At 36.5% G+C, this 25,609-nt stretch carries 22 protein-coding genes and 1 other annotated feature; all 22 genes read right to left on the bottom strand.

Going from position 1 to position 25,609, the window contains the following annotated elements; genetic code table 11:
• Positions 1-7: 7 nt before the first annotated feature.
• The 22 genes from AC4PID_RS13540 to AC4PID_RS13435 all read right to left on the bottom strand — a co-directional run bounded on the left by AC4PID_RS13540 (position 8) and on the right by AC4PID_RS13435 (position 25,608).
• Positions 8-2,377, bottom strand: a complete 2,370-nt coding sequence (locus AC4PID_RS13540) for an endonuclease MutS2 (protein ID WP_492132542.1) — start codon at positions 2,375-2,377, stop codon at positions 8-10.
• Between the two features lie 28 nt (positions 2,378-2,405).
• Positions 2,406-4,883: a U32 family peptidase gene (locus tag AC4PID_RS13535; protein ID WP_492132541.1), complete on the bottom strand. Its 2,478-nt coding sequence runs from the start codon at positions 4,881-4,883 to the stop codon at positions 2,406-2,408.
• 108 nt (positions 4,884-4,991) lie between these two features.
• On the bottom strand, positions 4,992-5,537 hold the full coding sequence (locus AC4PID_RS13530) for a cell division protein ZapA (protein WP_492132540.1): 546 nt from the start codon (positions 5,535-5,537) through the stop codon (positions 4,992-4,994).
• A gap of 122 nt (positions 5,538-5,659) precedes the next feature.
• A complete protein-coding gene (locus tag AC4PID_RS13525) occupies positions 5,660-6,034 on the bottom strand; it encodes a PTS sugar transporter subunit IIB (RefSeq protein WP_492132539.1) in 375 nt (124 codons plus the stop codon).
• Between the two features lie 9 nt (positions 6,035-6,043).
• Positions 6,044-6,892: a CvfB family protein gene (locus AC4PID_RS13520; RefSeq protein ID WP_492132538.1), complete on the bottom strand. Its 849-nt coding sequence runs from the start codon at positions 6,890-6,892 to the stop codon at positions 6,044-6,046.
• Between the two features lie 166 nt (positions 6,893-7,058).
• Positions 7,059-7,259 (bottom strand): cold shock domain-containing protein, encoded by a 201-nt coding sequence (locus AC4PID_RS13515; RefSeq protein ID WP_492132537.1) that lies wholly within the window; start codon positions 7,257-7,259, stop codon positions 7,059-7,061.
• Positions 7,260-7,475: 216 nt separating this feature from the next.
• Positions 7,476-9,095, bottom strand: a complete 1,620-nt coding sequence (locus tag AC4PID_RS13510; RefSeq protein WP_492132536.1) for an ABC-F family ATP-binding cassette domain-containing protein — start codon at positions 9,093-9,095, stop codon at positions 7,476-7,478.
• 89 nt (positions 9,096-9,184) lie between these two features.
• Complete coding sequence (locus AC4PID_RS13505) at positions 9,185-10,522, bottom strand: MATE family efflux transporter (protein WP_492132535.1); 1,338 nt, start codon at positions 10,520-10,522, stop codon at positions 9,185-9,187.
• 159 nt (positions 10,523-10,681) lie between these two features.
• Complete coding sequence (gene pheT / locus AC4PID_RS13500; protein WP_492132534.1) at positions 10,682-13,072, bottom strand: phenylalanine--tRNA ligase subunit beta; 2,391 nt, start codon at positions 13,070-13,072, stop codon at positions 10,682-10,684.
• A 17-nt stretch (positions 13,073-13,089) separates the two neighbouring features.
• Positions 13,090-14,109 carry a phenylalanine--tRNA ligase subunit alpha gene (gene pheS / locus AC4PID_RS13495; protein WP_492132533.1) on the bottom strand — a complete coding sequence of 340 codons (1,020 nt, stop codon included), beginning with the start codon at positions 14,107-14,109 and terminating at the stop codon, positions 13,090-13,092.
• Between the two features lie 106 nt (positions 14,110-14,215).
• Positions 14,216-14,421: a binding site (T-box leader), on the bottom strand.
• 75 nt (positions 14,422-14,496) lie between these two features.
• Positions 14,497-15,327, bottom strand: a complete 831-nt coding sequence (locus AC4PID_RS13490) for a TrmH family RNA methyltransferase (protein WP_492132532.1) — start codon at positions 15,325-15,327, stop codon at positions 14,497-14,499.
• A 1-nt stretch (position 15,328) separates the two neighbouring features.
• Complete coding sequence (locus AC4PID_RS13485) at positions 15,329-15,976, bottom strand: potassium channel family protein (protein ID WP_492132531.1); 648 nt, start codon at positions 15,974-15,976, stop codon at positions 15,329-15,331.
• A gap of 35 nt (positions 15,977-16,011) precedes the next feature.
• On the bottom strand, positions 16,012-17,370 hold the full coding sequence (locus AC4PID_RS13480; protein WP_492132530.1) for a TrkH family potassium uptake protein: 1,359 nt from the start codon (positions 17,368-17,370) through the stop codon (positions 16,012-16,014).
• A gap of 224 nt (positions 17,371-17,594) precedes the next feature.
• Positions 17,595-18,599 (bottom strand): phosphate acetyltransferase, encoded by a 1,005-nt coding sequence (gene pta, locus AC4PID_RS13475; RefSeq protein WP_492132529.1) that lies wholly within the window; start codon positions 18,597-18,599, stop codon positions 17,595-17,597.
• Between the two features lie 236 nt (positions 18,600-18,835).
• Positions 18,836-19,189: a 50S ribosomal protein L20 gene (gene rplT, locus AC4PID_RS13470; protein WP_492132528.1), complete on the bottom strand. Its 354-nt coding sequence runs from the start codon at positions 19,187-19,189 to the stop codon at positions 18,836-18,838.
• 29 nt (positions 19,190-19,218) lie between these two features.
• Positions 19,219-19,416, bottom strand: coding sequence for a 50S ribosomal protein L35 (gene rpmI / locus AC4PID_RS13465; RefSeq protein WP_492132527.1), 198 nt, complete (start codon positions 19,414-19,416; stop codon positions 19,219-19,221).
• Positions 19,417-19,445: 29 nt separating this feature from the next.
• On the bottom strand, positions 19,446-19,961 hold the full coding sequence (gene infC, locus AC4PID_RS13460) for a translation initiation factor IF-3 (RefSeq protein ID WP_492132526.1): 516 nt from the start codon (positions 19,959-19,961) through the stop codon (positions 19,446-19,448).
• A 236-nt stretch (positions 19,962-20,197) separates the two neighbouring features.
• On the bottom strand, positions 20,198-22,129 hold the full coding sequence (thrS, locus tag AC4PID_RS13455; protein WP_492132525.1) for a threonine--tRNA ligase: 1,932 nt from the start codon (positions 22,127-22,129) through the stop codon (positions 20,198-20,200).
• A gap of 488 nt (positions 22,130-22,617) precedes the next feature.
• The gene (locus tag AC4PID_RS13450) at positions 22,618-23,214 is read right to left on the bottom strand and encodes a DUF445 domain-containing protein (protein WP_492132524.1); all 597 of its coding nucleotides are present in this window, start codon (positions 23,212-23,214) and stop codon (positions 22,618-22,620) included.
• Positions 23,215-23,218: 4 nt separating this feature from the next.
• Complete coding sequence (locus tag AC4PID_RS13445) at positions 23,219-23,926, bottom strand: DUF6873 family GME fold protein (RefSeq protein ID WP_492132523.1); 708 nt, start codon at positions 23,924-23,926, stop codon at positions 23,219-23,221.
• Between the two features lie 36 nt (positions 23,927-23,962).
• Positions 23,963-24,856: an Hsp33 family molecular chaperone HslO gene (gene hslO / locus AC4PID_RS13440; protein WP_492132522.1), complete on the bottom strand. Its 894-nt coding sequence runs from the start codon at positions 24,854-24,856 to the stop codon at positions 23,963-23,965.
• Between the two features lie 11 nt (positions 24,857-24,867).
• Positions 24,868-25,608: a class I SAM-dependent DNA methyltransferase gene (locus tag AC4PID_RS13435; protein WP_492132521.1), complete on the bottom strand. Its 741-nt coding sequence runs from the start codon at positions 25,606-25,608 to the stop codon at positions 24,868-24,870.
• Position 25,609 lies beyond the last annotated feature (1 nt).

The raw sequence follows: 25,609 nt of genomic DNA, 5'->3' as shown, positions 1-25,609 counted from the left end.
GTCACCTCTATTTTAGTGTGATTACCGTTGCCCCACTACCACCTTCATTGTATGCTGCTTCTTCGTATTTTTTCACATGTGGGTGTCCTCTAAAATGATCCTGTAATCCTTTTCTAAGTGCTCCCGTTCCTTTTCCATGAATAATTCTAACTTGGCTAAGACTTGATAAAGCTGCGTCATCTAGATATTTATCTACAATACCGATCGCTTCGTCTATGTTATGACCCCTAACATCTATTTCAGGGCTAATCGTAGCACTTCTAGCAGTGATTTCTCTTACTTTTCTAAACGTTTTCTCATCTGTTTTCTTTTTACTCATGAGAGAAAGCTGTTTTAGATTAACGGTCATTTTCATTAATCCCACTTGTACAACCACATCGCCACGGTCGTTTGGTAGCGTTGTTACAGTCCCCTCTTGATTAATGGTCAGCACACGTACAGAATCTCCAACCAAAAGGCTTTCAGGTGCATATTCGTTAACCACTTCAGAGTCAACTACTGCAGTAGAATGCTTATCGATGCCTTCATTTAAGCGTCTGCGCATTTCTTCAATGTCTTTATTTCTATTTTGGTCTGATTTTTGTTTGATATTTCTAAGCTCTTTTACAATCTCATCCGCCTCATCCTTAGCATCTTTAAGAAGCTCTCTCGCTTCTTCTTTTGCTTTTCTAACCATATCATCGCGTTGACGTAGCCATTTATCCTCTTTATCTTTAAGTGAAGACTTTAATTGTTCAATTTCACGTTTTGCGCGAATCGCTTCATCACGTTCAATTTCAATCTGCTTTTGGCTTTTTTCAATATTTGCAAGTATGTCCTCAAAGCGAATATCGTCTTTGTGAATATAAGCCTTAGCTTCTTCAATCACTTGTTTGGAAAGGCCAAGCTTTTGAGAAATTTCAAATGCATTTGATTTACCCGGGATGCCAATCAAAAGCTTATACGTTGGACTTAATGTCTCAACGTCAAATTCAACACATGCGTTCTCAACGCCCTCGGTCATAATAGCAAACTCTTTTAGCTCAGAGTAATGCGTCGTTGCCATCGTTCTGATCTGTCTTTTCTTTAATAAATCGAGAATAGCCATAGCCAGCGCAGCGCCCTCAGTAGGATCTGTTCCCGCACCTAACTCATCAAACAATACCAATGATCGATCTGTTACATCATTTAAAATACTAACAATATTGGTCATGTGTGAAGAAAACGTACTCAAACTTTGCTCGATACTTTGTTCATCGCCGATATCAGCAAAAACTTCATCAAAAATGCTAAGTTCAGTGCCATAGTCAGCAGGAACATGTAACCCTGCTTGCGCCATCAACGTCAATAAGCCTGCCGTTTTAAGCGTAACGGTTTTCCCACCTGTATTTGGGCCTGTGATCAACAAAGTTGAAAAGGTCTGACCCAACCACATATTACTTGGCACCACTTTATCCTTTGGTAAAAGTGGGTGTCTACCGTTCTTTATTCTAAAGGTTTGATTCTCGTTGATTTCAGGCTCTACCGCCTTCATATCCAGAGAAAATTTACCTTTGGCAAAGATAAAATCAAGTATTCTAAGCGTTTCTAAATTTAATCGGATTGGATTTGAAACGACAGCAACTTCAGCAGTTAGTTGTCTTAAGATACGTTCTATTTCATCCTGCTCTTTGATAAACAGTTCTCTTAGCTCGTTGTTAAGCTCTACAACAGCTAATGGTTCAATATAAAAGGTGCTGCCTTTTGAAGACTGGTCATGGACCAATCCTTTTACTTGACTCTTATGCTCGCTTTTTACTGGCAGTACAAATCGATCCTGTCTAATGGTAATGATAGAATCCTGAAGGTATTTTTGATAGTTTGGTGAAGTAATCATGGACTCTAACTTGCTTCTTATTGCTGCATTTTTTGATTCAATGCTTCTTCTGATTTTTCTTAGTTCTGAAGATGCATTGTCTGACACTAAGTTTTCAGAGATAATGCAGAGCTCAATGTGTTTCTCAAGCTCAACTTGAGGACTTAAATGGCTAGCATGCTCTGACAATATCGGGTATTTCTCACGATTTGAATCATTACTTGCGATGTACTTTTTCAAAGATCTTGCCGTTCTTAGTGCATCAGCAATTTCAAGTAATCCCTTCGGTGTCAAACAACCTCCAATTTCTGCTAACTTTAAAGCATCTTTGAGTTCGTATATCGGACCAATTGGTGGTGTTCCGATTTGTATCATCATACTCACGGCTTCGCTAGTTTCTTCTTGACCTCTTTTTACTTCTATTAGTTCTGAACTCGGTTTAAGCGCTCTGCACATTTCTTTCCCAACAGCAGAAGTTGCTTTCTCAGATAACATTTCAATAATTTTATTATATTCCAATACCCGTAAGGCCTTTTCGTTCATAACTCCTCCTGTGTATCTTCTTTAATGATTACTCGATGCCACTAAAAAAGCGGCCGCGAGAAGTCTTTTGTGTTGTATTGATTTTAATTTTTACAATTTCTTCAACTGATTGTATTTGTGCGAGCTTTTCTAAAAGCTCTAAATCGTAAGCATCTGGTTCATCAAAACTCAGTTCAAATCGTTTGATGCCAATCGCCTTCAGATTTTTTACTTGATCTAGTAAATACAGCTTTTCTTCAGATAAAACCTCAGCTTGGCAAGCCATACGATTCATTCTTAGTGGATAAGCAGTCTCATGCTCATCGATTAAGGCATAGCTTCCCACAGTACATAAATTGCAATTATCATGTCCAGTCATCACGCCACCGACTGGACAATACTCTGAGATCATCAATGGTATTCTACCGTAAACCCATAACGCACTAAACGCATTCACATCTTTAGTTTTTTCTAACTCAGATTGGCTCATTTCATAAGACCAAGTTACAGTATTCATGCCATAACCATGAAGTGCTTTTGCACACTCCGAATTAATCATATTTAAATGATGTGTGCCTCTAATATCTAAAAACCTATCCTCTAAGTAGTTGAGTTGTCCAATATGAGATAGATGTATCGCTGGCACATTTGACTGATCTGAAAAATCTTGTAAATCCGCTAAACGTTTCAAAAGACTGACCACTCTTTCTTCATCTTTAATACGAATAATTCTTGGCAACTTAATCGCCACCTTACTTTGAATCAGTGCATCAAAGTGAGTGTGATAATCCTCGATGTTATCTAATACGAAATGTATATGCACCGATTGGGATCCATACTTTTCGAATAACTCATATGCGTGCTTTAGTGTCTCATATTTTGAAAACACTAAAATCAACGCTTCTGTCCCAGAAAGTTCTCTTTCTGACACAAGGGATGTCTTCTGCTCACTAAATAAACTTACTGATTCTAAAGCAGTTGCGCTGCCCTTTTGTTTGCTGATTTGTCGTTCAGGATAGCGCACACACTTTTCCTTTAAATACAATTCCAGAAGTTGTCGTCGCATTGAGTTAACTTCACTTATAGGCAGTGTGACATCTTCATCCATTTTGATCTCTATACGTTCAAGCTCAAATGGTGTGCCACCGAGTTTACTCAGTTGTTCTTTAACCCGATCCTGTGACAAGGGCACTTTTAAAGCTTTTTCAACTTTTTTTTCTGATTGTACCTGATAGCATTTTTGATTCGCTCCAAAAAAGACAGCAGTTAGATTTGCAGGATTGCCTTTAAACGCTTCAAACTGGAAACGAACTGACTCACGCTTACGTTCAACGGTACTGTTTTGTGTCATTTCATCTATGTGATTTTTATCATAGGTTTTGAAAAAAACTTGATCAGATGGTACTTTTGTCTTGAAAGGGACTTCAACTATGTCTCCGATCGACGCACGATTGACACGTTGTCCATTTAAATAAATCAAATCTGCTCGTGTACCAAAATTTTGCATCCCAATTCGATACTGAATTTCATCACCTTTATTGAGCACATCTGTTAGTTTGAGTTTAACCTTACCTTCAGTAAAACCAATTGATTTCGCTACTTCAGTACCATAAGAACTTGGTAGTTGATAGTTCATCATCTCTTTATAGGTGTTCTCAAACATAAACCCAGTACTCAATTGACAATTAAAGGTTCTTTTTAAGCCGTCTTCTATGCGGTCAGCATATTGATCATCAAGTGCTTCTCTATAGGATGACACCACAGAGTAAACGTAATCCGCACCCTTCATTCGCCCTTCTAACTTTAACGACACTCGGCTAAGTGTTTTAAAGGATTCTATTTGCTTTGCAGTCATCATGTCCTTAGGACTCATGAAATAACCGACTTCGGATACTTTACCATTGGTACGATTTAGCAATCGATATTTTTTTCTACAGGGCTGCGCGCATGCACCTCTATTACCACTTCTGCCGCCAATATGACTACTCATCAAACACTGACCTGAATAAGAAATGCAGAGTGCGCCTTGGACAAAGAACTCGATTTCTAGTTGAGTCGCTTCTGATATCTGTTTTATTTCTTCAAATGATAATTCTCGCGACAAAACAACTCTTGAAAAACCCATCTTTTCAGCCATTTGAACCCCTTTCAAACTATGAAAGGTCATTTGCGTGCTCGCGTGACATTGTAGATCTGGATAGTCCTCTTTTATTCTTTTTAATAGACCAATATCTTGCAAGATGACAGCATCCACTTGGTTGCGATATAAAAAATCGATAAAAACCATCACTGATTTCAATTCTTCTTGCTTCACCAAAGTGTTAACGGTTACATATACTGACACATTTCTTTCGTGGCAGTAGGTTATTGCTTTAATCATCTCTTCGTCATCAAAATTCAAAGCAGATCTTCTTGCACCAAAAGCCTTGCCACCTAAGTATACTGCATCTGCGCCGCCATTAACTGCTGCTACTAACGCTTCCATTGATCCTGCAGGTGCTAAGAGTTCAATATTTTTATTTATCATTTAATTCACTTTGCTTTCTATATAAGGTATACGAAATTACATAACTAAAACATTCGGTTGACTATATTGATTTTTAGCTTAAAAAAAAGGCGCCTAAGGCGCCTTTGATTACTTTGTTGTTTCATCATCAAAATCTATCATTTGTGAACCTGGTTCTTTCGACGAAAACTCTTTCTCCATCTCTAAAACCTCTTCTCTAGATTTTTTTAGATTTTCTTCTCTGGCGCGTAAATCCATATCCAATTTGTCCATTCTCTTTTTAAGTTGCGCTACGCCAGTTTCATAAATATTTGAAGAATCGATCAATCTCGAAAATTCTTGTATCATTTGTTCATATGCTTTACTTCGTCGCTCATACTCTGCGACAACCGCATCCAGTTCATCTCTAGTGGTTTTAAGCTCATACTGAGGTGAATTCAATCTTTTCTCAAGTTCATCTCGTTCTGAAATCGCTTTAAACAACTCATCTGCAACATTTAGAGCTGTTAGAACGCCAACCATAGAGGTACTTAATTTTTTGTTACCAACATAAAGATCTCTCATTTTGTCATCGACGTAATTGGCAACGCGCTGCATATGTTCTCTTGTATCATCACTTACTAGCGTATAATCTCTATCCATTATTTTAACAGTCACTTTGTTTTTATTGCTCATTCTCTCACCTCTTGAATACAGTTTCGCCATTTATCATGATTCGAATTTCGATTGTGAACTTTTCCACACGTCTATTATACTAAAGAATCAAGTATTTTAACACAAAATATGGTAGAAAATTGCTATTTTATTAAAGTAAACAGTTCTTTAACCGCCATTTCAGCAAACGTAATCGGTTCAATTGCTATACATTTAATCTCAGTGCCGTCGAATAGTTCACTCATAGCTTGATAAAGGTATCTCACTTGTGGGGCAAGTAAAACGGTATGAATCGGCATATAACTGGTTTCGATTGCATCACGCGTCATTTCAGTTGCAGGTGCAAATAAAAACAAATAATCCATTTCATCGTACTTACTTAATGCCTTTTTGTCATACAAAATTCCACCAAAATCAACACCAACCCTATACCCATCTTCTGAAGCTGAGCGTGCGAGTGCATTTAAAAAATGTTGGCCTGATAAACCACCATTACAGAGCATTAAAACAACTTTCAAACTACCACCTTATTCCTTATCCTGTTTGATCAATCGAATGCCATCTTCAAATATCTGAAGTTTGCCTTCTTTTAGTAAACGGCCTACAGCTCTTTTAAAAGCCTTTTTGCTCATGTTCAAACGCTTCTTAATTACCTCCGGCTCACTCTCATCATTTAAGTAAAGCTGGCCATCGTTTTCAGTTAATGCTTTCATTAAAATGTCAACATCCTGATGTACTTGTACCGCAGATTTTTCCTTGATACTAAGGTTAATTTTTCCATCTTCTCGAACGCGCGTAACCCTCGCCTCTATTTCTGCTCCAACCTTGATTTCCTTGTAGAGCTCATGTTTTGGTATGAATCCGTGATATTTACCATCGATTGCAACAAAAGCACCCATCTCATCTTTGATTTCATAGACAACACCTTTAACATGTTCTCCAGTCTTAATATGGGTCCCTTCTGTTAAATGGTTGTATATTTTCATAGTTGCTAAAAGCTGTTCATTTGAATCCTTGATCAATTTAACCAAGACTTTTCTGCCCTTTTGTAGTTTTCCTTTAGCTTCATTATTAGGCAAAAATAAATCCTTCTCAATACCAAGATCGAGAAAATAAGCGTTAGGAATTGAACCTACAACAGATAGCATGCCGATTTCACCCAGTTGTAGTAATGGTTTTTTAGTTGTTGCAATTAATTTTTGTTCACTGTCTTTATATATAAATACGTCTATTGAGGCATCTATTTCTGGTTCTACTTTATAAAAACCCTTTTGAAGTAAAACTTCTACTTCGCCATCCTTCTGTTCTGTTAAATAAACGCCATGCTCAGAAATTCTGTTCACATAGGCAGTCTGTACTTTGCCGATCTCTAGCATAAATTACTCCTTACAAATAGTCTGATAACCATTATATCATGTTTAATTTCATTGTAAACGTCGTTTTATTATTACCCTAAAATCAGCTAAACAACCTATGACCTCAGTAATCCTATAACTTTGTTTATTATGTAAAAAAGCCCCGATTTTATCGGGGCTCGCTCAACTATCTAAGTGGTGTTACGTTTTCAGCTTGAGGACCTTTAGGACCTTGAGCGATTGTAAAAGTAACTGCTTCGCCTTCTTCTAAAGATTTGAAGCCATCTTTGTTGATTTGTGAAAAGTGTACGAATACATCTTTACCATCTTCACCAGTAATAAAACCGAATCCTTTTTCTGAGTTGAACCATTTAACTGTACCGTTCATTTTGTTCCTCCAAAATTTTTATTCCTAGAAAACCTAAACCCGAACGCCATTAATAAAACTTTGGAAGACCAGAGGTTGTTCCAACTTATTAATTGATTTGATGCAGGTGAATCTAAGTTACTTTTTAATCATACACAATAATAAGTTCTTTTGCAAGAAAATTAGAAGTAACTATTTAAAAAAAGTTTACATTTGACTTTATTTTCTGAAAACCTACTACTTTTTATACATTTCTTCAATTTGTTGTTGAATTTCATCCGAATCCAAGAACTCATCAAAATCAATCATCTTATCAAATAAACCATTAGGCGTGATTTCAATTACTCTATTTGCTATAGTTTCTATGAACTTGTGGTCATGAGACGTAAATAGCATCGTGCCTTTGAATGCGATCAATCCATTATTAACCGCTTCAATAGATTCAAGATCCAAGTGGTTGGTTGGTTCATCTAAAATAATAACATTCGCTTTAGAAAGCATTAATTTAGAGAACATGCATCTTACTTTTTCTCCGCCTGATAAAACACTTGCATTTTTAAGTGGTTCATCACCAGAAAATAACATTTTACCAAGGAAACCACGAATAAAGGTCTCTGTTTTCTCTTCTGAGAATTGTCTTAACCAATCGATGAGGTTCATGTCCACATCTTCAAAGAACTCTGTATTGTCTTTAGGGAAGTATGCTTGTGAAGTTGTTACGCCCCATTTAAAGCTTCCTTCATCAGCAGTTTCTTCTCCCATAAGGATTTTAAACAGCATCGTTCTAGCTGCATCGTTTCTACTCATGAATACGATTTTATCGCCTTTATTTACTGTAAATGAAACATTATCTAAAATTTTCTCGCCATCTACTGTTTTAGAAATGCCTTCTACCAATAAAATATCTTTACCTGCTTCTCTTTCAGGTGTAAACCCTACAAATGGATATCTTCTTGAAGAAGGTTGAATGTCTTCAATATTGATTTTATCAAGCATTTTCTTTCTTGAAGTCGCTTGCTTCGCTTTAGAAGCGTTTGAACTAAAACGTGCGATAAAGTCTTGTAACTCTTTAATTTTCTCTTCTTTTTTCTTGTTTTGTTCTTTTAATAGTCTCGCCATTAATTGACTTGATTCATACCAGAAATCGTAGTTACCAACAAACATCTTTGCTTTTCCAAAATCGATATCTAACATATGCGTACATACATTATTAAGGAAATGACGGTCATGGGAAACGACAATTACTGTATTTGGATAGTTGATTAAGAACTCTTCTAACCATTTAATTGCTTTGAAATCCAAGTGGTTGGTAGGCTCATCTAGCAATAGAATATGCGGATTGCCAAACAACGATTGTGCCAACAAGATTTTCACTTTATCATCAGAAGGCACATCTGCCATCATTTTACTAAAGCTACTTGGATTAACGCCTAAACCATTTAATAGTTTTTCTGCGTTTGATTCCGCATCCCATCCGTCGAGTTCTGCAAACTCGCCTTCAAGCTCAGCCGCTCTCATACCATCTGCTTCTGTAAAATCTTCCTTCATATAAAGTGCGTCTTTTTCTTTCATTATCTCATAGAGTCTTTTATGACCCATGATGACAGTATCCATTGCTGAAAATTCGTCAAATTCAAAGTGGTCCTGTTTTAATACAGCCAAACGTTCCCCTGGTGTAATAAAAACTTCACCTGAAGTCGGCTCAATATCACCTGCTAGAATTTTTAAGAATGTCGATTTACCAGCGCCGTTTGCACCGATAACACCATAGCAATTGCCTGGTGTAAATTTTAAATTTACCTCATCAAACAGTTTACGATCGCTAAAACGCAAACTAACATTAGTTACTTGTATCACTTTTTTTGCCACCTTTCAATAATCCGAACTTATACACTCAACTATTAATTATACCATTTTTTTACTCAATCTCAAGCCTTTGATAAACTTTATTCTGAAACGATTCGTTTTCCTTTCCATTTATCACTTTTGAGTCTAAAGATCATGATAATGCCTCTTAAAACCTCATCTGCTGCCATTGCAATCCAAATTCCTAAAAGTCCTAGTCCAAGGACAATTCCTAAAATATAAGCCAGTAACGTTGAAACCAACCACATGGAAAATATTCCGACGATCACTGGGAAATTAACATCCCCAGCCGCTTTTAGTGCGGATATAATTACGAGGTTTGACACGCGTCCAAGTTCAACAAAGATATCAACCGTCAATATAAGTGCGCCTAATTGAATAATGCTTTGGTTGTCACTAAAGATGCCTAAGAGTTGATTTCTGAGCAAAATAAATAATAAAGAAACCGATAATGTAATCATTAATGCTTTTTTAAACGAACTAAAAGTCAAATGTTTTGCTTCATCCTCACGTTTTGCACCAACAAGCTGTCCAACTATGATTTGATTGGCTTGTGCTAGTGCAGATGATGCGAGGAAAGTAAACCAGACGATGATTTGTACATAGATTTTTGTTGTAACTGTCTCCGTACCCATGGTATTGATCATCGAAAAGATGACCACTTGAGAAAATTGATATGAGATGGGCTCACCAGCTGACGGTATCCCTAACTTTAAAAACTGTTTGAAAATCTGTTTTGGAAACGGTTGTAGAAATGACAAACTCACCTTCACGTCTACTTTTTTTATCAAAACCCAAATCATGATGAAGACTGCAAGGCCTCTACTGACAACGGTAGAGATAGCAACCCCTTTGACACCAAGAACAGGTAGTCCAAATGGACCAAACAAGAAAGTATAATTACCAATTATATTGATGACGTTCATCATAATTGCCAAATACATCGAAAGTTTTGTAATGCCATGACTTTTAAGAATAATTGAAGACAAACTAAAAAACGCTGGAATAAACAAAAACGTCATGATAATCGACAAATAAGATTTTGCATCCACAAAAAGTTCAGCTGGCATGTGAACCAAGCTGAAAAACTGTGGCTGGAATAACATAAAAAGCGCACCCAAGCATACTGCAAGGATTAAGTTCATACCATAACCCATCGTATAAATCTTATTCAAATTTTCTCTCTTTGATGCGCCAATGTATTGCGTTACCATAATACCTGTCGCTGATGAGGTGATATTAAATAGAATAAGAAGTGTATTGGTTAGCTGATTGGCGTTACCTACGGCAGCAACTGCTAAATCTGAGTAACGACTCAACATAATTGTATCTACATTCCCCATGAACATGAAGAGTAATAATTCAATAAATATAGGTATTGCAAGTTTAACAGGGCTTGTTGTCTCATCTAGTTTCATGCTTCATCTCCCTTTACAAATAAGAACGACTAATATTTCATTCCAATATCATATCTTAAAATGTAATAGATTACTACTTTTTTATCATGTGAAAATATAAAAAAAGATGTTGCTTCAAATCAGGTTTTATACCCGATCTTTAGCAACACCTTTAACTGATTATCTTAATTGAGCACCCAATCTTTCCTCAAGTGCCGAAAGTACTTTTTTGAAGATTGTATTCACTTCATCATCTACAAGCGTTCTATCTTCTGCTCTAAAGACGAGTTCATATGCTACAGATTTAAATCCTTCGGCAATTTGCTTACCTTTATACATATCAAACATCTTCACTGACTCAAGTAGCTTTCCTGCAACTTCCTTCACCGTTTCTTCTATTGCCATTGAAGTAACAGAATCACTTACTAAAACTGCAATATCTCTTTCGATCGCAGGATATTTTGGTACAGGTGTATACTTTTTATCTTCTCTAGCAAGTTGCATTAAGATGTTATAATCCAAGTCAGCAACATAAACACGTTCAGTTAAACCGAAATTTTCAATTACATTTGGATGAACTTCTCCAAGTACGCCTAGAATATGTCCATTCCAAATTAAATTTGCACATCTTCCTTTATGATACATGCCATGGTTGGTCTCTTTTTCGAAATAGTAGCCATTAATGCCAAGGCCACTTATTACATTTTCTACGATTCCTTTTAATGAAAAGAAATCCTCTTTTTCGCCCATGATTCCAATTGTCAGCATTTCTTTTTCAATTGGCAATTGAACCACCGGTACTTCTTTCGGCAGGAAGATGCTTCCAATTTCAAAAATTCTAACGTCTTTGTTTTTTCGGTTGTAATTTCTAGCTAATACCTCTAAAACATTTGGCACGAGTGTTGTTCTCATAACACTGAACTCTTCTCCTAGTGGATTGATCAGTGCAACTTGTTCTCTAAGCAAGCTGTTTTCTGGAAGGCCGATTTTATCAAGATCTTTTCTTGAAACAAATGAGTATGAAAGAATTTCGTCTACACCGTTCGATAGTAGTTCAAATTTGACTTTATCTTTAATCATTTGAGCGTTTGTTTTAGCTCCCCAAGCATCGACTTTTGGTAGCGTCATCGCAATTTTTTCGTACCCATATAACCTTGCAACCTCTTCAACTAAATCAATTTGCTTATCAAGATCCAATCTATAATGTGGAATTTGAGCAATTAATTTTTCACCTTTTACTGTGGTGATACCTAAACGGTTCAAAAGTTCAATCATTTGCGCTTCATTTAAAGCTGTACCGATGACTCTGTTAATCCCTTCAACTGTAAATGGAATCTCTACTGGCTGTTTTTTCCCTGGATAGACGTCAATTGTACCACCGATTACTTTACCTGCACCCAACGCTTCAATCAAATAGCAAACGCGATTCACTACCTCAAGTGGTAGTTCTTGACTCACGCCTTTTTCGAATCTAGATGAAGCTTCAGTTCTTAATCCAAGAGTTTTTGACGTTTTTCTAATACTTGACTTGTCAAAGCTTGCTACTTCAATTAAAACGTTTTTGGTGTTGGATGAAATCTCTGTATTGGCACCACCCATTACACCTGCAATACCAATCGTTCTTTCAGCGTCTGCAATCACGAGCATTTCATTATTTAATGCTCTTTCTTTACCATCCAGTGTTTCAAACACTTCACCGTCAACCGCTCTTCTAACGATTACCTTGCCATCCTTAAGCGTATCCATGTCGAATGCATGTATCGGTTGTCCATACTCAAGCATAACGTAATTCGTGATATCGACGATATTGTTGATCGGTCTCATGCCAGCTTGCATCAGTCTAAGCTGTAACCACATCGGTGACTGTTCTATTTTAATATCCTTAACCGCTTTAGCCACATATCTACCACATAAATCAGCGTCTTTGATTTCTACAGATGCAAGACTATCAATTTCTGATGTCAACATAGCTGAATAAACCTCAGGCATTTTTACTTCTCTATCAAAGCTTGCAGCGATTTCTCGTGCCATACCAATCATGCTTAAGCAATCTGGGCGATTAGGCGTAATTTCGAACTCAACTATCGTTTGATCCAGCTCTAAAGCGGTCAAAATGTTTTCACCCAGTGGGTATTCTTTATCTAAAATTAGAATTCCATCATCAAATTCTTTAGGTATATTTGAAGTTTCAAATCCCATTTCTTCTAAAGAACACAACATACCGTTCGAAACTTCGCCTCTAAGCTTACCTTTTTTAATTTTAATATTACCTGCGATAACCGCACCGTGAACCGCCACAGGAATATAAGCGCCTTCAAATACATTTGTAGCACCTGTAACGATTTGCAAAACCTCGCTACCTATATCCACTTGACAAATACAAAGCTTTTCAGCATTTGGGTGATCGGTAATCTTAACGATTTTACCAACGACAATATTTTCAAGCTCTTTGCTTAAATTTTCACTACCTTCGTTGTTTGACCCTGTTAAAACAAGCTTATCTATTAGCTCTTTATCATTTAAGTCGTCAATTTTGACGTAATCTTTTATCCATTGTAATGGCGCTCTCATATTCCCTCCTATTTTCTCTAGAACTGTTTTATGAAACGAACATCATTTTCGAATAAGACGCGAATATCATCAATCTCATATTTCAACATCGTAATTCTATCGAGACCCATACCGAAAGCAAAGCCATTATAAACTTCTGGATCAATACCGCATTCTCTAAGGACATTCGGATGTACCATGCCGCATCCTAGGATTTCTATCCAACCACTGCCCTTACAGAATCTACATCCTTCGCCACCACATTTAAAGCAAGAGACGTCAACTTCACCACTTGGCTCAGTAAATGGGAAATAATGTGGTCTAAATTTTGTTTTTGTTTGCGAGCCAAATAATCTTTTTGCAAACATATCCAGTGTTCCTTTTAAATCAGCCATTGTAATGTCTTTATCAATTACTAAGCCTTCAATTTGATGGAACATTGGTGAATGTGTCGCATCGATTTCATCATTTCTAAAGCATCTGCCAGGTGCTATGATTTTAATAGGTGGTTTTTGATTCATCATCGTTCTAACTTGAATTGGAGAGGTTTGCGTTCTTAAGATTAAATCCTCGGTAATATAAAAGGTATCTGATAGACTTCTCGACGGATGATCTACAGGTGCATTTAATGCATCGAAGTTGTGATATACCGTTTCAACTTCAGGTCCTTCTGCAATTTTAAAGCCCATCCCTAAGAAGATCTCAATGATTTCATCGAGTGCCACATTAATTGGATGTTTATGACCTCTAGACGTCTGTTTAGAAGGCATAGTAACATCAATCGACTCTTTTTCAAGACGATCTTCAATTTCTAATTTTTTCTTATCTTCTTTCACAGCATCAAGTAGATTCTCAATTTCTTCACGAATCTCGTTTGCAATCTTACCAATTAAAGGTCTTTCTTCAGCACTTAAATCCTTCATGTTCTTTAAAACTGAAGTCACTTCGCCTTTTTTTCCAAGAAACTTAATTCTAATATCTTCAAGATCTTTAAGTGCCTTTGCAGCGCTTATTTCAGTTTTTGCGTCTTGAAGCAGAACTTGTAATTTTTCTTTCATCTCATACCTCCTACTATTTCATATACATAAAATCCGAGAACTCAGATTTTTCTTTGCTTTAAATACAAGTGAGCTTATGGCTGATAAATAAAAAAGCTCCATCCCATAATGGGACGAAGCTATCTCCGCGGTACCACCCAAATTAATCGCTATTGCGAATCACTTGAAACCTTAACGCGGTGAACGTCATCTCCTACTTTTGTTCAAAGATGAATCTCCAGAGTGAACTTCAACACTATCAGTAAGGAAATTTCACCAACCTTTCCCTCTCTTCATACCAATACTGCCTACTCTCTCTTTCATAGACTTTAAATTTTCAATATCGCTATCATAACATAATTTTTTATTGTATACAAGATGAATCCATAAAACCACTTCATTCAAGTACTACTTTTTTAAGAACATATCAATTCTATACATCATGATGCCAGCAGCTACAGATGCATTAAGCGACTCTGCCCCACCATAGATTGGTATGATCACCCTAGCATCTGCTTGAGACAGCAGGTAATCACTTACACCATTCGCTTCATTACCAATTACTAGACAATTTAACTCGCTATAATTTGCATCATCCATATAATTGTTTGAATTCTCAAGTGCTGTAACAATCAGGTTAATCGATTTGGATTTTAGCCATTTAACCAAAGCATCCTCATCTGAAACCTCTATAAAATTCACATTTAATAGCGATCCCGCAGTACTTCTTACGACCTTCGGATTGTAAGGATCTACGGTCCCTTTGCCTAAAACAATATTCTTAAATCCAGAAGCATCTGCAGTCCTTATAATCGTCCCTAAGTTACCTGGATCCTGAATTCTGTCAAGCCAAATAAATTGATCAGTTTCAACATTTTCAAGTCCATCAAACTTATCTAGTTCTTCAAGTGTTATGTGGTTTCTTTTTTCAACGACACCTACAATGCCTTGAGATTGTTCAGTTTGTACGATCTCTACTAAAAGGTCAATTGGCATAATATAAATTTCTGTTTTACTTAAAAAGTAATTCTGAATCTCTTCTGTCAATAGCGACCAGTACTTTTGTTCAACAATTATACCTATAAAAGGATGATTGATCCCAAGTGCAGTACGCACATACCTTTCACCTTCAAGTAAATATGCATTTTCAGCTTCTCTATACTTTTTCAAAGTCAACGCTTTAAATTTCTTAAAGGTTTTATTTTGATTGGATTGTATTAGATTAGGTTGCTTGCTCATATTAATTCTTTTCTATTTTTCTGAGATCACTGTTGTTACCAATTACGATCAGGATATCGTCTTTAAGTAACACACGATCTGGCTCTACATTGATATCCACATGATCATCGCGTCTAATCGCTATAACCGATATTTGATATCGTCTACGCATATTGATTTCAACTAGGGTTTTGCCTACCCATTCATCATTCATTTTGATTTCTAAAATACTATATTCAGGTGCTAAATCGATAAGATCTAAAACGTTGCTTGAAACCAAGCTTTTAGCAATTTTTACACCCATTTCTTTCTCAGGAAATACAACGCGATTTGCACCAATTTTATATAGAACTTTAGCATGTGCAGGATTTTGCGCTTTGGCAACGATGTGCTTTACACCCAACTCTTTAACCAATAACGTTACAAGTATTGAAGATTGTATATCAGAACCAATTGTGACGATTGCAACATCGAAATTTCTTATCCCAAGTGCTTTGATCGCACTCTCATCTGTTGCATCTGCTTGAACCGCATAAGTTACTTTATCCGCTATATTTTGGATGACTTCTTCTTTATCATCTACAACCATGACTTCGCTACCTAGTTCAGCTAATTTGATTGCAACGCTTTGTCCAAATCTACCACATCCTATTACCACGAACTGTTTCACAAAATACCTCCATATTATCTATCTTATCTAATGAATTATCCAACGATGATCTTACCTTCTGGATATCTTAATAAGTCTTTTTTACTTTGTGATGCTTTTTTACTGATGGCGATAACGATCGTCAAAGGCCCCAAACGACCTAGGAACATCATAAAGGTCAAAATAATCTTACCCATAATCCCCAGCGTTGGCGTTATGCCAAGCGATAAGCCGACCGTACCGAACGCACTGATGGTTTCAAATATTATCGCTTCTAGCGGATGATCGCCACCTTCAAACACCGTCATCAGGAAGGTCATAATAACCACTAAAAAAGTCGCAATAAATACAATCGCAAGTGCTTTGTTAACTGCTTCCTTCGATATTCTTCTATTAGAAAAATTAATGTCCTCATTACCTCTGAAAACGGAAATAACATACAATATTAACATACCAAAAGTCGTCGTTTTAATACCACCAGCTGTAGAACCAGGCGAACCACCAATAAACATTAATATCATAGTAATAAATCGCGCTGGCACCGTCATTTGAGATAGATCTAATGTATTAAAGCCCGCTGTTCTCGGCGTAATCGCATGGAACATTGAAGCGACAATTTTTTCACTTAAAGTGTACTCACCGATTGAATTTGGATTATTAAATTCTAGAGTAAATATCATAACAAAGCCAAAGAGGATTAATGATACTGTCATCAGTAAAACCAATTTAGTGTGTAATGACAATTTTCTATACGTTTTAAAGGTAGATAAATCTGCAATTACAGCAAAACCTAAACCACCAAGTACAATTAAAGCCATAATAACGATATTGACGATTGGATCTCTTGCAAATGGGGTTAAGCTTCTATAACCACCAATAATATCAAATCCTGCATTACAAAATGCTGATACCGAATGGAAAACAGAGTAGTAGAAACCATTCTTAAGTCCATAAAGCGGAACAAATCGCGTCGAAAGTAAAAACGCGCCAATTAACTCAACTGAAAAAGTCGCCATGATGACGTACTTCGTTAATCTAATAACACCCGAAATAGAAAACTGATTTAATGCTTCTTGCATAATCATCCTATTTCTAAGTCCAATTCGTTTTCCTAAAATAATTGCAATAGAGGTCGTCATCGTCATAAACCCGAGTCCCCCTATTTGGATGAGCAACAAAATGATTGTCTTCCCAAATACAGACCAATATGTGCCCGTGTCTACAACGACCAAACCGGTTACACATACTGCTGAAGTAGCAGTAAATAGAGCATCAATAAATGAAGTTACTTGATTTGTCTGCGAACTGATTGGTAACATTAATAAAAATGCGCCTAACAGTATCATACCACCAAAACTCAATACTAGTATTTGTGCTGGTTTTAGAGTCTTAGTCATTTTCCGTCTTAATTCCATTATTTCCTCCAACGAAGTCTGCTTCGTACGTTGTAATTCATAACTATCATTGTATCAAACTTAGTACTAAAAATCAAAAATATCTCTATGATTTACATTAATATAATTAAATCTCAAGGATATAGTCTTAGGTTTTTACCACAAGTAAGGTTAAGACTAAATAAAAAAAATCCCACTAAAACAACTTGGCTTTAGTGGGAAGATTTATTTCCTGTTTACTTCACTTATTTCTTACTTTGCATTTGAGCCTGAAGCGCTGTTAACGCAACTGTACCAACGATATCATCAGCATAGCAGCCTCTTGATAAATCATTTACTGGCATAGCTAAGCCTTGGCAAATTGGGCCATATGCATTTGCTTTTGCAAGTCTTTGAACAAGTTTATAACCGATGTTGCCAGCGTCTAAGTCTGGGAAAATGATAACGTTCGCTTCACCAGCTACTTTAGATTCAGGTGCTTTTTTCTTTCCTACAGAAGGAACGATTGCCGCATCAAATTGCAACTCTCCGTCAAGCGCTAATTCAGGAGCTAATTCTTTAGCGATTCTAGTTGCTTCTACTACTTTGTCAACATCTGCATGAGAAGCTGATCCCATAGATGAAAATGAAAGCATTGCAACTTTTGGCTCAGCATGTACGATAGATTCAAATGTTTTAGCTGAGCTGATTGCGATATGAGCAAGTTCTTCTGAAGTTGGGTTTGGATTAAGTGCACAGTCACCAAAGATAAAGATACCTTCTTCGCCAAACTCACAATTTGGAACTTCCATTAAAAATACTGCAGAAACCAACTTTGTTCCCGGTGCAGTTTTTAAAATTTGAAGCGCTGGTCTTAATACATTAGCTGTAGAATTTGCTGCTCCAGCAACCATACCACCAGCAAGACCCATTTTTACAAGCATTACACCAAAAAAGAGTTCGCTATCTATTAATATTTCTTTTGCTTCATCTACTGTCATACCTTTGCTTTTGCGGAGATTTGCAAGCTCTGCAGCAAACGCGTCTAATTGATCAAATGTTTTAGGGTTGATGAAAGTTGCCCCTTCGATTTTCCACTCACCAGCTGTTGATAAAATTTCCTCTTTATCACCCACTAAGATGATGTTCGCAATTCCTGCTTCTAAAATCTTATGAGTCGCCTCAATCGTTCTTGGATCAAACGCTTCAGGCAATACGATTGTTTGAATATCTTTTTTAGCAACTTCTATCACTTTGTCTAAAAATGCCATAACACACACTCCTTTGAAATTATTCACACGTTCATTATATGCCATTTGTTTGGTGTATACAAGATACAACAAACAAATAAAGTGTATTATTTTTGAGATATTTTTCATCTGTAAACCAAAGATAACACGTTGGAAAATCAAGTGTTTAGAAAATGAACAACACACTTTATTACAAGCTTAAAAACATAAAAAAGGAGTCTCTCTCATACTGAAGAGAACTCCTTATTTTTCATTTTTTATAAATGACCTTTTGCAACAGTAACTAAGTTAGCAAAATCTTCTGGATGGCTAATTGCCATTTCAGATAATACTTTTCTGTTAATGTCGATGTTTGCTTTTTTAAGACCATTCATGAATTTAGAATAGCTAAGACCGTTTTGTCTTGCACCAGCGTTGATACGAGCGATCCAAAGTTTTCTAAAATCTCTTTTTCTAAGTTTTCTACCTACGTAAGCAGATCTTAATGATCTCATTACCGCAGGGTTTGCTGCTCTAAATACTAAGCTTTTTTGGCCATAAAAGCCTTTAGCTAATTTAAGAATTTTTTTGTGTTTTTTCTTCGCATTTACTGCGCCTTTAATTCTTGCCATGGTTTAGGGACCTCCTTCTAATCGATTTCTTATAAATAAGGCAATAAAGTTTTTACACGTTTCATATCTGACTCACTAACAACTGTAGCTTGTCTTAAGCCTCTTTTTCTTTTAGAAGTTTTCTTAGTTAAGATATGGCTAGTAAACGCCTTGCTTCTTTTTAATTTTCCGCTACCTGTTTTTTTAACTCTTTTAGCAGCGCCACTATGTGTTTTCATTTTTGGCATAGTTGATTTCCTCCTTCCAAATTGTTCGCTTATTTTTTAGGTGCATAGGTTGCAACTAAGCTTCTACCTTCTAATTTTGCTGGAGCTTCAAGGCTAGCAACTTCTTCAAGAGCTGCGCTAAATTTCTTAATTACCTCAAAACCTTGTTGAGTATAACCCATTTCACGGCCCTTGAATCTTAAAGAAACTTTCACCTTATCTCCACTCTGTAAGAATTTGATTGCATTTTTAGCTTTGGTTTCTAAGTCGTTTTTCTCAATATTGAGACCAAGTCTAATTTCTTTAACTTGAGCACTTTTTTGCTTCTTACGTGCTTCTTTATCTCTTTTTTGTTGTTCATATCTAAACTTACCAAAGTCCATGATTTTGCATACCGGTGGTTTAGCGTTAGGAGCGATTTTTACAAGGTCAAGTTTGCGTTCTTGAGCCAAAGCATAAGCTTCTTTACTTGTCATCACACCTAATTGTTCGTTGTCATCTCCGATAACTCTTACTTCAAGGTCGCGAATTTCTTCATTGATTTCAGCTGTTTTAATAAGATACACCCCCTATTGTATTATAAGAAACTATAAGTGAGACACAGCATCGCTGCATCGAATTTCTTACGGTTGTTGTACTAGATTACATTAATAAAAAAACGGCGGATAGAATATCCGCCGTAATAACTCAAATAAAATGAGAATACATGAACCATATGAACGCGTAGTTATATGGTGAGAAGCGGACTTCTACTTGTTAACCTCAATAAATATATCATGTTCGTCTTAGTCTGTCAACCCTATTACTGAACTTTTTCAAATTTTGTTTGCAAAGATCTCTCAGCAATTTCTTCAACTACTTTAGATATAAATGCATCTAGTTCAATACTTCCAAGTTCACCAATATCTCTTGAACGAACAGCAACTTGACCTAGCTCTGCTTCTTTATCACCTACAATTAACATGTACGGACTTTTCGCAAGCTGCGCTTCTCTTATTTTATAGCCAATCTTCTCTGCACGATCATCGATTTCAACTCTTATGCCACTTGCTGCAAGCTTATCTGCAACTTCTTTAGCATATGGAATATGACGATCTGCAATTGTAAGAAGTTTAACTTGAACAGGTGCTAACCAAGAAGGGAATTTACCTGCATATTCTTCGATTAAGATCCCGAGGAAACGTTCAATCGAGCCAAATGCAACTCTATGAATCATAATTGGTCTATGCTTCTCACCATCTTTACCGATGTAAGAAAGTTCAAAGCGTTGTGGCATTTGCATATCTAACTGAATTGTACCACATTGCCAAGTTCTACCCAAACAGTCAGTTAAATGGAAGTCGATTTTAGGACCATAGAATGCGCCATCACCAGGGTTTAGTTTGTAGTTGATACCTAATGAAGTTAGAGCCTCTACCAATGAATCTTCAGCCAATTGCCAATCTTCATCACTACCCATTGATTTTTCTGGTCTTGTAGAAAGCTCTACATGATAGCTGAAACCAAAAGTCTTATAGACTTCATCGATTAAGTTAACAACACCGATGATTTCATCCTTGATTTGCTCTGGTAACATGAAGATATGCGCATCATCTTGTGTAAACGCTCTAACACGCATCAAACCATGAAGCGCTCCTGAAAGCTCATGACGGTGTACTCTACCGATTTCTGCCATTCTTATTGGAAGATCTTTATAAGAACGTAGCTCAGTTTTATATACTAACATACAACCTGGGCAGTTCATTGGTTTCACTGCGAAATCCTCTTCATCAATTTGAAGCGCATACATATTATCCTTGTAATGGAACCAGTGACCTGAAGTTTCCCAAAGGTGTCTATTGAGCATAATTGGTGTTTCTATCTCTACATAGTTCGCTCTATCGTGTACTTCTCTCCAGTATTTAAGAAGGTTATTTTTTACCACCATACCTTTAGGTAACATAAATGGGAATCCAGGACCTTCTTCCATTAAAGAGAACAGACCTAACTCTTTACCTAGTTTTCTATGGTCGCGTTTTTTTGCTTCTTCTAACATTTGAAGATAAGCTTCTAATAAAGATGCTTTAGGGAATGAAGTACCATAGATTCTTTGAAGCATTTTATTATTTTCATTGCCTCTCCAGTATGCACCAGCGAGGGATAATAATTTAATGCTTTTAACATCTTTAGTTGTTGGCACATGACAACCTGCACAAAGGTCTACAAACTCCCCTTGTCTATAAAAAGAAATAATTGCATCTTCTGGTAGATCATTGATCAGCTCAACCTTGTAGCTCTCACCCTTCTCTGCCATAAATTTAATTGCTTCATCTCTTGGGAGTTCAAATCTTTCTAATTTTAAGTCCTCTTTGATGATTTTTTGCATTTCTGCTTCAATTTTTTCTAAATCTTCTGGAACAAATTTATGATCTGTATCGAAGTCATAGTAAAAACCATTATCGATTGCAGGCCCTATCGCCAGCTTAGTATCTGGGAATAATCTTTTAACCGCTTGTGCCATGATATGAGAGCTTGTATGTCTAAACGCGTGTGCGCCTTCAGAATCATCAAACTTGAAAATGCTAAGCTCGCAATCTTCCTCTAATTTATAGAATAAGTCTACGGTTTTGCCATTCACCGATCCTACAACCGCTTCTTTTGCAAGTCTGCCTGAAATAGACGCTGCAACATCATAAACACTTGATCCTTTTGGTACTTCTCTAACTGAGCCGTCCTTTAATGTTACTTTAACCATAAATACCCTCCTTTGTCTTATTATCTAATGTTCCTTTTGATAGGAATTTTCTATTAGATTTTTCACTTTAATTGTTTTAAAAAAAATAAATCTTCTGGCACCGAGCCATTAGGTTTTACTACAGACTTGATTGTGGCAAAATAAAAACCTCATCACTAGCATACGCTAGGGACGAGGTTAATCGCGGTTCCACCCTAATAGCTCAAAAGAGCCACTCTAATCACCTTAACGCGGTGTGTCGCAATACTTTCGATTTCCTACTCGTATTGAGCTAAAAGTTAGTTTTCCCTTATAGGTCTCTTATCTGCTCTTTCAGCCATGGAGCAAACTCTCTAAAAGTCTTCTACTCGGTACTCTTCTTTATCATTGCCTTCATATTAACCCTATGATAGCCCAACTCTAAAAAAATGTCAATATGATTCTATTTTGATTCTTTTATAAGTTAACATCACATTAATCAATCAATATTCTATCTGCTTTATATCCATTTATAAAACATATAAAACAAATAATCCTTGAATCAAACCAATAAAAAATCCGATAACACCACCGAGGATTTCTATATGTTTAAGTTCATTTTTTGCAATTTTGAGTGTCATTTGTTCAATTTTTTCAAAATCATATGCGTTGATTTGATCTTCAACCATTTTGCTGATATCAATGCTATCAATGGCTTTATGACTCAACTGCTCACCCAACTCTACAACGATAGATTCGCCGTTTTCTTCTATCATTGACTCTATGTTTTGTAAGATCATCCCTTTGAACATCGAAGGTACTAAAGATGGCATTTTCTCATTTGCAATCGATAGAATTTTCGTCTTGATCATATCAACGACGGCTTTTTTATCCATATCCTCAATCACTTTGTCTACGATAGCTTCCATAGAGATCAACTCATCATTGATCACCTCACCAATCGACTTTGCGATATCTGCTTTTCTCTTGGGTATTAATCCTTGCAAAACAAAGGGTGTTCCTTTTATACCAATTGGGTTAATTGGTCTAAACATGAGTTTAATTGCAATCACATTTGTCATCCAACCAATAAGTGCGCCGATGACGGCTAAGATTAGTAGCTTCATTTTGTCACCTCAAATTACATGATAATATTGAACCGATATCTAATAGCGGTCCGTTAAATAGTTCGATGATTTGAAAGCCTCTTTCCATAATAAATGCTTGAATCAGTTCTCCGTCCGGATGGCTCTTTAGCTGACCCGCAATTAACATAAGCGAGCCCACACTGCCACCCACACCGCCAATAAAACCATTTTTGAATCCTTGTAGTTCTATGTGTCCTTCTTTTATGAGAAGCACCTCAATCCCTTGCTCTTTCATGACTTTTGCAACACCTTGATCGGATGTGATAGCGGCATGATCACCCACTGTAAGTGCACTGCATCTTGCATAGCCTTGATTCATATGCACGAAATGCTTTGTAGTGTATTTTAGGATTTGCTCATCGGTAATATCTAACCTATGAAAACACTGCTCCCCCACAATTAAGATATTGTATCTCGCATCATATGGATAAGTTTTATTCAAATAATGGCTGCCCTTTATGACCTTAAGCTCTTTAGACTCTGCTTTAAAAGAATCAATAATTTCCTCTAATTTAACCCCGATCAACTCATATATACCAGGTTCCAGTAGAATAAACTCAGCCTCAGTATATAATCCTAAATCCACATGCCCGGAAACTCTGTCGTCAACATTAAGGAGATGTGGTATCTCAAACAATTCAATTTGATGTGTCTTTAAACGTGTCATTAAAGCGTTATTTTGCTTGACCATCCGAGCAATATCCCTATTTAAGAACACCAGTTGCATCTATGACAAATGCTCAGTGTGGACAGTTTGTAGATTTATTAGTTCAGATTCATCAAAATGATATTTCTTATTACAGAAGTGGCATACCAGCTCTGCACCATGATCTTCCTCAATAATTGCGTCTATTTCTTTCTTGCCAAGGCTCATTAAGCCCATTTCCATTTTTTCTCTAGAACAATCGCAATTATATCTTAATTCATAGGTTTCAAGTTCCTCTAAACCAAGACCCGCGAGAACTTGGTTAGCAATTTGCTCAATTGTTAGACCTTCTTCAAAAAGATGCGTCAATGGCATCATTCCTTGAAGGTTAGCTTCTAGCTGATCTATGGTTTCTTCAGATGCTTCTGGTAATAGCTGCACGATAAAACCACCTGCATAATTAACATGTGCGTCGTTGCCAAAGCTAACGCCTAATGCGACTGCAGTAGCTAGCTGTTCAGATTGACTGAAATATTGAGCCACATCTTCAGCGATTTCACCTGAAACCAAGTTGATTTGTCCAATAAAAGGTTCTTTCATACCGATATCTCTAATAACGATAATTTGTCCATCCGTTCCAACTGCTTGACCTACACTTAATCTACCATTATTATCAAGAAGCGTTGGGGCTTGTGGATCGCTGGTATAGGCTTTAACATTACCATGTGTGTCTGCAACTGCAACCATTTGACGAATTTCATTATTGCCTCTTATTTGCAAAGTGATTTTTTCTTTATCGATTTTGCTCATCATACCCATCATCACTGTAGCCGTTAGAGTTCTACCTAAAGCCGACGTTGACGTAGGTGATAAATCATGTGTCGCTCTCGCAGCTTCAACCATATCTGTCGTCTGTGAAATATAGATTCTGACCTCATGATTTTTTGTTAAGCCAGTTATTAGTGTGCCTTTCATATTGCCTCCAATTATTTCTTCTTTAATATAAAACAAATTCGATGTGATTGATTCTTAATACTTTCAAAGGTATCACCATCGACGATCTCAATTAGCTCAAGCTGATCTGGTATTAACGACTTGATTTCTTCAATTTCATATGCTCTTTGTACGTGATGCTCTTCTTCTCTATAATAGACGCCATCTTCTTCAACAAAGAGCGTTAGATTAAAACTTAATCGCCTTGAAACTGTATCGAACTCATTTTCCCAAATATAGGCTTCTGTATCAAACGTTTCTGCAAAAGTATGATTGCCTATAACGTGTTCAAGTTTATAGCTAGAAGACAAATCAAAGATGACAATGCCATTGTCATTGAGATGCATCGCCATTCTTTCAAATGTTTGTATGATTTGATCGTTTTCAGTTAAATAGTTCATGCCATCGCACATGCAACATATCATATCATACTTTCTTTTTGTAAAAAATTCTGTCATGTTTTGGTTAAAAAATTTCATTTTTAACCCAGCCTCGTAGGCTTTTGCCTGCGCTACTGTCAGCATATCCTCGGATATATCGACACCATCACAGATATACCCCTTCTTAGCGAGCCCAATTCCTATAGTACCCGTGCCACAAGCCAGCTCTAAAACCTGCTTTGAAGTTGGGTTAAGAGTTTTTATATAGCAGTCTAATTTTTCTATCCAAAAAGGATAATTCACATCATATTGCATCTTGTCATAGACTGAAGCAAATGTTTGATAAATTTCCATA

The organism is Fusibacter sp. QWL-12 (assembly GCF_058683495.1).
This window is presented reverse-complemented; position numbering and strand designations above follow the sequence as displayed.